This window comes from Streptomyces sp. NPDC014676 (assembly GCF_043084105.1).
Classification (GTDB): domain Bacteria; phylum Actinomycetota; class Actinomycetes; order Streptomycetales; family Streptomycetaceae; genus Streptomyces.
The window spans coordinates 1-9,728 of record NZ_JBIBZI010000036.1 but is presented as its reverse complement, the minus strand read 5'-3'; the positions used below and the strand labels follow the sequence as shown (position 1 = coordinate 9,728).

Here is a 9,728-nt window from a genome sequence, read left to right as displayed (position 1 = left end):
GTGTTTTTTATTTCTGGGCGCGGGGGCCGCTGATGGTCTTGTGGGGCTTGGTCTGCGATTACACCCGCGGCTTCTACCGCACCCAGTGACCAGGGCGGCGTGGGGCCCGGACACTCCACCAGGTGTGTCCGGGCCCCTCGCCGTCGTCTCACCCGTTCGGTCCTTCCGAAGAGCCGAGGGTGGCGCGGGTTCCTAGCGTGAGGCCATGAGACGCACCAAGTCCCCTCGTGGCGCGGGCGCCGGGCGGAGCCGCGTCGCCGGCTGCGCGCTGCTGGCGATAGCCCTCGGCGCGGGCGTCGCGGGCTGCTCCTCCGACGGCGACCCGCTGGCCGCCGAGCCCTACGACGCGGCGGACCGGATCTCCTTCGGCGGATCCGTCGAAACGGGCGGGAAGGCCGACCCCGACAAGCCCCTGGAGGTCGTCGCCGAGGACTCCGACGGACGCATCACGGACGTCACCGTCGTGGACGCCTCGGGACGCCGCGTGACGGGCGAACTGGCCGCCGACGGCAGTCGCTGGCACAGCACCTCCCCGCTGGCCGAGGACGCCCGGTACACGGTCCGGGTGAGCACCGAGGACGAGGACGGGACACCGGGCCGCAAGGTCCTCACCTTCACCACCGCCAAACCCTCCACCGCCAAGCGCCTGACCGTCGCCTTCGGCCCCGGGGCGGGCACGTACGGCGTCGGCCAGCCCCTCACCGCCGAGCTGAGCGCACCCGTCAGGGACCCGGCCCAGCGAGCCGTCGTGGAGCGTGCCCTGAAGGTCGAGTCCACCCCCGCCGTGTCCGGCACCTGGCACTGGGTGGACGACAGGAAGCTGCACTACCGCCCCCGGGACTACTGGCCCGCCCACGCCACCATCGGCGTGCGCAGCACCCTGGAGGGCGTCAAGGTCAACGACCGGCTGCGGGGCGGCAGGTCCGAGCCCCTGACGATCCGCACCGGCGACCGGGTGATAGCCGTCACCGACGCCGCCGCGCACCGGCTGACGGTCTACAAGAACGACGAGGAGATCAAGCGGATCCCCGTCACCACCGGCAAGCCCGGCTTCGAGACCCGCAACGGCGTCAAGGTCGTACTCGCCAAGGAACGCCTCGTACGTATGCGCAGCACCACCGTCGGCATCGCCGAGGGCTCGGAGGAGTCGTACGACATGGACGTCGAGTTCGCCATCCGGGTGACCTGGAGCGGCGAGTACGTGCACGCCGCCCCCTGGTCCGTCGGCTCCCAGGGCTACGACAACGTCAGCCACGGCTGCGTCGGCATGAGCACCGGCGACGCGAAGTGGTTCTTCGACACCGTCCGCGAGGGCGACGTCGTCAAGGTCGAGAACTTGGCCGGCGCCACGATGGAACCCTTCGGCAACGGCTACGGCGACTGGAACCTCGACTGGCCCACCTGGCAGGCGGGCAGCGCCCTGACGCCCGGCACCACCCAGGACCCGGTCGAGCAGGCCCGCCTCAGGCCACAGACCGCATGAAACACCCCTAGGGGCAGCACCCCCAGGGGCGCGGGGAACTGCGCGAACAACCCCCACCGGCCCTAGGCCGCCGGACCACGGACAGGTCCGACCCCTCAGGCGCTCTGCAGATGCTTCTGCCGCAGCAGCGCGGCCAGCGCCGAGGCGAACTCAACCGGTTCCACCGGCAAGGTGACCGCACTCTCCGCCCTGCTCCATGTGGCCAGCCACGCATCCTGCGGCCTGCCGATCAACAAAAGCACCGGCGGGCAGTTGAACACCTCGTCCTTGATCTGCCGGCACATCCCCATGCCCCCCATCGGCACGGCCTCACCGTCCAGCACGCACACGTCGATGCCGCCCCGGTCCAGCTCGGACAGCACCGCCGCCGGGGTCGCGCACTCCACGAACTCCACGACGGGCACGTCCGGCGCCGGCCGCCGCCCGGTGGCGAGCCGCACCTGCTCCCGGGTGTTGGCGTCGTCGCTGTAGACCAGCACCGTGGCGGTCGCCTGCATTGTTCCTCCACGCGTAAGAAAGAGGGCACGGCTCTGTCGGGAACTTCGGGTACCGATGGCGCGGATGCTACCCCCTCCGACCGCTTGTCAACACTGGTTCGGACACGCCTTCGAGACGGCTCCGCGAGGGCTCCGCCACGGCTCGCGGATGGGCCATACGGGCAGTCCAGGAGGGCTGAACGCACCGAACGGCACCCCCGGGAGTGAGGGCGGGATAAGCGACCGACATAATGTCGGCGTGGCGACAGCAACGACAGTAGATACCGGGCACGCGCACCCGTCGGTCAACCGGCCGAACCTCACCAGCGTCGGAACCATCATCTGGCTGAGTTCCGAGCTGATGTTCTTCGCGGCCCTCTTCGCGATGTACTTCACCCTGCGATCGGTGACCGGTCCGGAGTTCTGGGCCGAGAAGGCCAACACCCTGAACTTCCCGTTCTCGGCGACGAACACCACGATCCTGGTGCTCTCCTCCCTCACCTGCCAGCTCGGCGTGTTCGCCGCCGAGCGCGGTGACGTGAAGAAGCTCCGGGGCTGGTTCGTCGTCACCTTCATCATGGGCGCGATCTTCATCGGCGGCCAGGTCTTCGAGTACACCGAGCTGGTCAAGCACGAGGGCCTGTCCCTCTCCTCCGACCCGTACGGCTCGGCGTTCTACCTGACCACCGGCTTCCACGGCCTGCACGTGACGGGCGGTCTCATCGCCTTCCTGCTGGTCCTGGGCCGGACCTACGCGGCCAAGAGGTTCACCCACGAGCAGGCGACCGCGGCCATCGTCGTGTCCTACTACTGGCACTTCGTCGATGTCGTCTGGATCGGCCTCTTCGCCACGATCTACATGATCAAGTAGCCGGGCCCACATCCGCGCGCGCCTTTCCGGGCGCACCATCCAGAAGCATCGACGCAGAAGATCCTGACACCGGGGTAATCCGTGAAAAAGCTCTCCGCACGACGACGCCATCCGCTGGCGGCGCTCGTCGTCCTACTCCTCGCGCTGGCATGCACCGGGGGGCTCTACGCCGTGTTCGCACCCGCGGACAAGGCGCAGGCCGACGAAACCGCCCAGTCCCTCACCATCGAGGAGGGCAAGAAGCTCTACGCGGTCGGCTGTGCCAGCTGCCACGGCACCGGCGGTCAGGGCACCTCCGACGGTCCGAGCCTGGTGGGCGTGGGCGCCGCCGCGGTCGACTTCCAGGTGAGCACCGGCCGTATGCCGGCCGCCACCTCGCAGGCCGCTCAGATCCCGGACAAGCCGGCCGTCTACAGCCAGGCCGAGATCGACCAGCTGGCGGCGTACATCGCCTCCCTGGGCGCCGGCCCGGCCGTCCCCACCGCCGAGCAGTACGGCCCCGAGGGCGCCGACATCGCCAAGGGCGGCGAACTGTTCCGCAACAACTGCGCGCAGTGCCACAACTTCACCGGCAAGGGCGGTGCGCTCACGCACGGCAAGTACGCCCCGAGCCTTGAGGACGTCGCTCCCAAGCACATCTACGAGGCCATGCTCACCGGCCCGCAGAACATGCCCTCCTTCCCCGACAGCACGCTGACGGAGCAGAACAAGAAGGACATCATCGCGTACCTGGGCGAGGTCAACACCGACGAGTCCGAGAGCCCGGGCGGCATGGAGCTGGGCGGGCTGGGCCCGGTCAGTGAGGGCCTGTTCGGCTGGATCTTCGGTCTCGGCGGCCTGATCGCCGTCGCCGTGTGGGTCGCCGCTCGGACCGCAAAGGCCAAGAAGTCATGAGTAGCCAAGACATCCCTGAAGAGAACCTGCCCGCAGCGCAGGACACCACCCACGGCGCGGTGAAGGTCGCGGACGAGAAGAACCCGTTCGCCGACCCGGGCCTGCCGCCCCACGAACACCGGATCCAGGACATCGACGAGCGGGCCGCCAAGCGGTCCGAGCGCGCGGTCGCCCTGATGTTCACGCTGTCGATGCTGGCCACCGTCGGCTTCATCGCCTCGTTCGTGGCGATCCCGGTCGAGAAGATCGTCTACATCTTCCCGCTGGGTCACATCAGCGCCCTGAACTTCGCGCTCGGCGTGACGCTCGGCATCGCCCTGTTCGCCATCGGCGCGGGCGCGGTCCACTGGGCCCGCACCCTGATGTCCGACGAGGAACTGGCCGACGAGCGGCACCCGATCGAGGCCTCGCCCGAGGTCAAGGCGAAGGTCATGGACGACTTCCGCCAGGGTGCCAAGGAGTCGGCGCTCGGCCGGCGCAAGCTGATCCGCAACACGATGTTCGGCGCCCTCGCCCTGTTCCCGCTCTCCGGCGTGGTGCTGCTGCGCGAGCTCGGGCCGCTGCCCGAGACCAAGCTGCGCCACACCCTGTGGGGCAAGGGCAAGCTGATCGTCAACATGAACACCAACGAGCCGCTGCGGCCGTCCGACCTCATCGTGGGTTCGCTGACCTTCGCCAAGCCCGAGGGCCTGGAGGAGCACGACCACGACTTCCAGAACGAGATCGCCAAGGCTGCCCTGATGCTGGTCCGCATCAAGCCGGACGACATCAAGGACAAGCAGTCACTCGAGTGGTCGCACGAGGGCATCCTCGCGTACTCGAAGATCTGCACCCACGTCGGTTGCCCGATCTCCCTGTACGAGCAGCAGACGCACCACGCGCTGTGCCCCTGCCACCAGTCCACCTTCGACCTTTCCGACGGTGCCAAGGTCATCTTCGGCCCCGCCGGTCACCCGCTGCCGCAGCTGCGCATCGGCGTGAACGACGAGGGTTACCTCGAAGCGCTCGGCGACTTCGCAGAGCCCGTCGGTCCTGCCTTCTGGGAGCGCGGATGAGTACTACGACGACCCCCGAGTCCCGCTCGCGCGGGAAGGCACCGGCCGGCGAGCGCGTCGCCGACTGGGCCGACGGCCGGCTGGGGATCTACTCCCTGGCCAAGGCCAACATGCGCAAGATCTTCCCGGACCACTGGTCCTTCATGCTGGGCGAGATCTGCCTCTACAGCTTCCTCATCATCATCCTCACGGGTGTGTACCTGACGCTGTTCTTCCACCCGTCGATGAACGAGGTGGAGTACCACGGCAGTTACGTCCCGCTGCAGGGACAGCTGATGAGTGAGGCCTACAAGTCGACGCTGGACATCAGCTTCGACGTCCGTGGCGGTCTGCTGATCCGGCAGATCCACCACTGGGCCGCGGTCATCTTCCTGGCCGGCATGTTCGTGCACATGATGCGCGTCTTCTTCACCGGCGCGTTCCGCAAGCCGCGTGAGATCAACTGGCTGTTCGGCTTCCTGCTGTTCGTCCTCGGCATGTTCACCGGTTTCACCGGTTACTCGCTGCCGGACGACCTGCTCTCCGGAACCGGTGTCCGCTTCACCCAGGGCGCGATCCTGTCCGTGCCGATCGTCGGCACGTACATCTCGATGTTCCTGTTCGGCGGGGAGTTCCCCGGCACCGACTTCGTCGCGCGGTTCTACTCGATCCACATCCTGCTGCTGCCGGGCATCATGCTCGGCCTGGTGGTCGCCCACCTGATCCTGGTCTTCTACCACAAGCACACGCAGTTCGCGGGTGCCGGACGGACCAACAAGAACGTCGTGGGCATGCCGCTGCTGCCGGTCTACATGGCCAAGGCGGGAGGCTTCTTCTTCCTGGTCTTCGGCTTCACCGCCCTGATCGCCGGCATCGCGTCCATCAACCCGATCTGGGCCCTGGGCCCGTACCGTCCGGACATGGTCTCCACGGGCGCCCAGCCCGACTGGTACATGGGCTTCGCCGAGGGCCTGGTCCGCGCCATGCCCGGCTGGGAGATCAGCCTCTGGGGCCACACCCTGGTCCTGGGCGTCTTCGTCCCGCTGGTGATCTTCGGTGTCTTCCTGGCGGTCATCGCGCTCTACCCGTTCATCGAGTCCTGGATCACCGGGGACAAGCGCGAGCACCACATCCTGGACCGGCCGCGCAACGCGCCGACCCGTACGGCCTTCGGCGTCGCCTGGGTCACGGCGTACGTGATCATGCTGATCGGTGGTGGCAACGACATCTTCGCCACGCACTTCAACCTCTCGATCAACTCGGTCACCTGGTTCGTCCGCATCGGCTTCTTCGTGGGACCGGTCATCGCGTTCGTCGTCACCAAGCGGATCTGCCTCGGCCTCCAGCGCCGGGACAAGGACAAGGTGCTGCACGGCCGTGAGTCGGGCATCATCAAGCGCCTGCCGCACGGTGAGTTCATCGAGGTGCACGAGCCGCTCAGCCAGGAGCAGATGTACACCCTCACCGCGCACGAGCAGTACAAGCCGGCCGAGATCGGCCCGGAGGTCGACGAGAACGGCGTCCGGCGCAAGGTGAAGGCGACCGAGAAGCTGCGCGCCAAGCTGAGCAAGGGCTACTACGGCGAGGACGCCCAGATCCCGAAGCCGACCGTCGAGGAGTACAAGGAGATCACGAGCGGCCACGGCCACCACTGATCGCCTTCAGCGCCTCACCCCAGTCGCCACACGACGGCGAAGGGCCCCCGTCCGTTCTGCGGACGGGGGCCCTTCGCCGTCCCCGGACCTGGATAGGGTGGACACCACCGGGATCCTGCCCGGTCCTCGGACTCCTCTACGACCATCAGGAGCGGCCATGAGCGCTGTGACCCCCGCTGGAGGCGACACCGCGGCGGGCCGCTCCTGGCCCGCCGTACTGAACGGACTGCTGGACGGCCGGGACCTGACCGCCGACGACACCGCCTGGGCGATGGACCTGATCATGCGCGGCGAGGCGACCGACGCGCAGATCGCCGGGTTCGCGGTGTCCCTGCGGGCCAAGGGCGAGACCGTCGAGGAGATCACCGGCTGCGTACGGGCGCTGTACGACCACGCCCATGTGATCGAGGTGCCGGGCGCGACCGTCGACATCGTCGGCACCGGCGGCGACGGCGCCAAGACGGTGAACATCTCCACGATGTCCTCGATCGTCGTGGCCGGCACCGGCGCGAAGGTCGTCAAGCACGGCAACCGGGCCGCGTCCTCCGCGTCCGGCGCCTCCGACGTCCTGGAGAAGCTCGGCGTCAATCTGGAGCTGACGCCGAGGCGGGTCGCCGAGGTCGCCGAGGAAGCCGGGATCACCTTCTGCTTCGCGGTGAAGTTCCACCCGGCGCTGCGCCACGTGGCCGCCGCGCGGGGGCAGTTGGGCGTCCGCACGGTGTTCAACTTCCTCGGCCCGCTGGCCAACCCGGCACGGGTCAAGGCGCAGGCCGTCGGGGTCGCCGACCCGCGGATGGCGCCCATCATGGCCGGGGTGTTCGCCGAGCGCGGCCACTCCTCGCTGGTGTTCCGCGGCGACGACGGACTCGACGAGCTGACGACCACCGCCACCTCCCGGGTGTGGGTGGTCCGCGACGGCAAGGTCACCGAGGAGGCCTTCGACCCGCGCGACGCCGGCATCGAACTGGTGCCCGTGGAGGCGCTGCGCGGCGCCGACGCCTCCTACAACGCCGAGGTCGCCCGCCGGCTCCTCGACGGCGAACCGGGCCCCGTACGGGACGCGGTGCTGCTGAACTCGGCGGCGGCGCTGGTGGCCCTGGAGCCGGGCGGCGGCACCCTGACGGAACAGATCCGCGCCGGAATGGCGAAGGCGGCCGAGTCGATCGACTCGGGAGCCGCCAAGCGGGTCCTGGAACGCTGGGTGGCCGTCAGCAACGCGTAAGGCCTGCCCGGCGGGGACACCGGGCCCGGTGCGTGCTCCTTCACCGCCTCGCAGCCGCACGCTCGCCTCCTCCCGCCGCTCGAGCGAAGCCGAGCGGCGGGCTCCCTGCGCGGGCTCCCTGCGCGGGCTCCCTGCGCGGGCTCCCTGCGCGGGCTCCCTGCGCGGGCTCCCTGCGCGGGCTCCCTGCGCGGGCTTCCTGCGCGGGGGACCTCCATCGCCCTCGCTGACCGGGGCTGCGAGGCACCGTCGGTTTCCTTCGAGGCGATCCGCCGGGCAGACCCTCTCGTCAGGCTGTGGGACGTCCCGCGATCCGGACACGGGTTGCGGGGCGTCGATCATTTCGCGTACTTTCCTGTCCAGGTCATGAGTGACAGCCATCAGGCCCCGGCCGGCTGTCCGGCAACCCTCCGTCCGTGGCGGGGTGCCCCGGGTGAAGACCAGGCCGTGAGCAGCAGGGCTCACGGCAAGCGCGGACCCCTCGCACACCAGGGGTCCTGGTCGTCGAGGAGTCTCCCGTGAGCAAGCGAATGCGTTAGGGCTGCCGAGCCCCGCCTCCACGCACCCCTTTTCCCTTCCTTCCGCGCTTGAGCGATGTGCGCTCGCGCGGGGATTCCGCCTGCCTCGCCGGGAGTTGTGCCATGTCCGTCCCCACCGTCGCCACCGACCCGTCCGTCCGCGCCCCGCTGCCCGTCCTCGGCCGGGACGTCACCGTCCCCCTCGTCACCGGGGGCGAGGTCACCTACGCCGCCCTCGACTACGCCGCCAGCGCCCCCGCCCTCCAGCGGGTCTGGGACGACGTGGCCGCCTACGCGCCGTACTACGGCAGCGTCCACCGGGGTGCCGGATACCTCTCCCAGCTCTCCACCGACCTGTTCGAGAACGCCCGCCGGACCGTCGCCGAGTTCGTCGACTGCCGTACCGGGGACCAGGTGGTCTTCACCCGGTCCACCACCGACTCCCTCAACCTGCTCGCCGCCGCGCTCCCCGACGGCTGCGAGGTCTTCGTCTTCGAGACCGAGCACCACGCCTCCCTGCTGCCCTGGCGCGACGCGCGGGTCACCTGCCTGGACGCCCCGCGCAGCCCCCGCCAGGCCGTCGACACCCTGGAGCGCGCCCTCACCGACCGCGACCCCCACGGCCCCGCCCTGGTCTGCGTCACCGGCGCCTCCAACGTCACCGGTGAGCTGTGGCCCGTACGGGAACTGGCCGCCGCCGCGCACGCGCACGGCGCGCGGATCGTGCTGGACGCCGCCCAGCTCGCCCCGCACCACCCGGTGAGCGTCCGTGACCTGGACGTCGACTGGGTCGCCTTCTCCGGGCACAAGCTGTACGCCCCCTTCGGCTCCGGTGTGCTGGCCGGCCGCGCCGACTGGCTCCGGGAGGCCGAGCCCTACCTCGCGGGCGGCGGCGCCAGCCGCAGGGTCACCCGGCGCGAGGACGGGGGAGTGGACGTGGAGTGGCACGACGGCGCCGCCCGCCACGAGGCCGGCTCGCCCAACGTCATCGGCGCGTACGCCATCGCCTCCGCCTGCACGGCGCTCACCGAGGCCGGGTTCGACGCCCTGGTCGCCCGCGAGGAGGAGCTGATCGGCGCGGTGCGCGAAGGACTCGCGGACGTGCCCGAGGTGCGCTTCCTGTCCCTGTTCGGGGACGACGCCCCGCGCGTCGGTGTGCTCTCCTTCGTCGTCGAGGGCTGGAACAGCTCCCACTTCGCCGCGGCGCTCTCCGCGGAGTACGGCATCGGGGTGCGGGACGGGCTGTTCTGCGCGCATCCGCTGGTGCGCACGCTGCTCGGCGGCGATCCGCAGGCACAGGGCGAGTGCGGTGCCCCCGAGGCGACGCCCGGCGAGAAGTCCCTCAACGCGATCCGGGTGAGTTTCGGCGCGGGCACGCCCGACGAGCACGTGGAGCGTTTCGTACGGGCGGTACGGGAGCTCGTACGGGACGGCGCCCGCTGGAACTACCGGACGGTGGACGGCCGCTGCGTCCCGGACACCTCCGCCCGAGGGTGACTTCTTTCGCCCTCGCCGCCCCTTCCCGTTCCCGTCCCGGGGGTCCGGGGCGGAGCCCCGGGTTCGGGACGGGAAGGGGTG

The 9,728-nt window shown here is 69.9% G+C and carries 8 protein-coding genes and 1 riboswitch; of the genes, 7 read left to right on the top strand and 1 reads right to left on the bottom strand.

The window, feature by feature from the left end; translation table 11 throughout:
- The first annotated feature begins 205 nt into the window (after positions 1–205).
- On the top strand, positions 206–1,483 hold the full coding sequence (locus tag ACF1DX_RS38755) for an Ig-like domain-containing protein (protein ID WP_391795840.1): 1,278 nt from the start codon (positions 206–208) through the stop codon (positions 1,481–1,483).
- Between the two features lie 95 nt (positions 1,484–1,578).
- Here ACF1DX_RS38755 and ACF1DX_RS38750 read toward each other — a convergent pair whose 3' ends face one another.
- On the bottom strand, positions 1,579–1,980 hold the full coding sequence (locus ACF1DX_RS38750; protein WP_391795839.1) for a hypothetical protein: 402 nt from the start codon (positions 1,978–1,980) through the stop codon (positions 1,579–1,581).
- 238 nt (positions 1,981–2,218) lie between these two features.
- On the opposite strand from ACF1DX_RS38750, the gene ACF1DX_RS38745 reads away from it, so the two are divergent.
- The 6 genes from ACF1DX_RS38745 (at position 2,219) to ACF1DX_RS38720 (ending at position 9,647) form a co-directional block, all read left to right on the top strand.
- Positions 2,219–2,830, top strand: coding sequence for a heme-copper oxidase subunit III (locus ACF1DX_RS38745; RefSeq protein WP_391795838.1), 612 nt, complete (start codon positions 2,219–2,221; stop codon positions 2,828–2,830).
- A gap of 81 nt (positions 2,831–2,911) precedes the next feature.
- Complete coding sequence (locus ACF1DX_RS38740) at positions 2,912–3,724, top strand: c-type cytochrome (protein ID WP_391795837.1); 813 nt, start codon at positions 2,912–2,914, stop codon at positions 3,722–3,724.
- A complete protein-coding gene (locus tag ACF1DX_RS38735; RefSeq protein WP_391795836.1) occupies positions 3,721–4,779 on the top strand; it encodes a Rieske 2Fe-2S domain-containing protein in 1,059 nt (352 codons plus the stop codon). Before ACF1DX_RS38740 ends, ACF1DX_RS38735 begins: the two co-directional genes overlap by 4 nt.
- The gene (locus tag ACF1DX_RS38730) at positions 4,776–6,413 is read left to right on the top strand and encodes a cytochrome bc complex cytochrome b subunit (RefSeq protein ID WP_391795835.1); all 1,638 of its coding nucleotides are present in this window, start codon (positions 4,776–4,778) and stop codon (positions 6,411–6,413) included. Before ACF1DX_RS38735 ends, ACF1DX_RS38730 begins: the two co-directional genes overlap by 4 nt.
- Before the next feature lie 157 nt (positions 6,414–6,570).
- Positions 6,571–7,635, top strand: coding sequence for an anthranilate phosphoribosyltransferase (trpD, locus tag ACF1DX_RS38725; RefSeq protein WP_391795834.1), 1,065 nt, complete (start codon positions 6,571–6,573; stop codon positions 7,633–7,635).
- A 359-nt stretch (positions 7,636–7,994) separates the two neighbouring features.
- A riboswitch (SAM riboswitch) is annotated at positions 7,995–8,111 on the top strand.
- Between the two features lie 162 nt (positions 8,112–8,273).
- Positions 8,274–9,647, top strand: coding sequence for an aminotransferase class V-fold PLP-dependent enzyme (locus ACF1DX_RS38720; RefSeq protein WP_391795833.1), 1,374 nt, complete (start codon positions 8,274–8,276; stop codon positions 9,645–9,647).
- The last annotated feature ends 81 nt before the right edge of the window (positions 9,648–9,728 follow it).

What these genes read in the sequence shown, in the direction of transcription:
- ACF1DX_RS38755 (WP_391795840.1), top strand. Translation starts at nt 206, where the DNA reads ATGAGACGCACCAAGTCCCCTCGTGGCGCGGGCGCCGGGCGGAGCCGC.
- ACF1DX_RS38750 (WP_391795839.1), bottom strand. Translation starts at nt 1,980, where the DNA reads ATGCAGGCGACCGCCACGGTGCTGGTCTACAGCGACGACGCCAACACC.
- ACF1DX_RS38735 (WP_391795836.1), top strand. Translation starts at nt 3,721, where the DNA reads ATGAGTAGCCAAGACATCCCTGAAGAGAACCTGCCCGCAGCGCAGGAC.
- ACF1DX_RS38730 (WP_391795835.1), top strand. Translation starts at nt 4,776, where the DNA reads ATGAGTACTACGACGACCCCCGAGTCCCGCTCGCGCGGGAAGGCACCG.
- trpD (WP_391795834.1), top strand. Translation starts at nt 6,571, where the DNA reads ATGAGCGCTGTGACCCCCGCTGGAGGCGACACCGCGGCGGGCCGCTCC.
- ACF1DX_RS38720 (WP_391795833.1), top strand. Translation starts at nt 8,274, where the DNA reads ATGTCCGTCCCCACCGTCGCCACCGACCCGTCCGTCCGCGCCCCGCTG.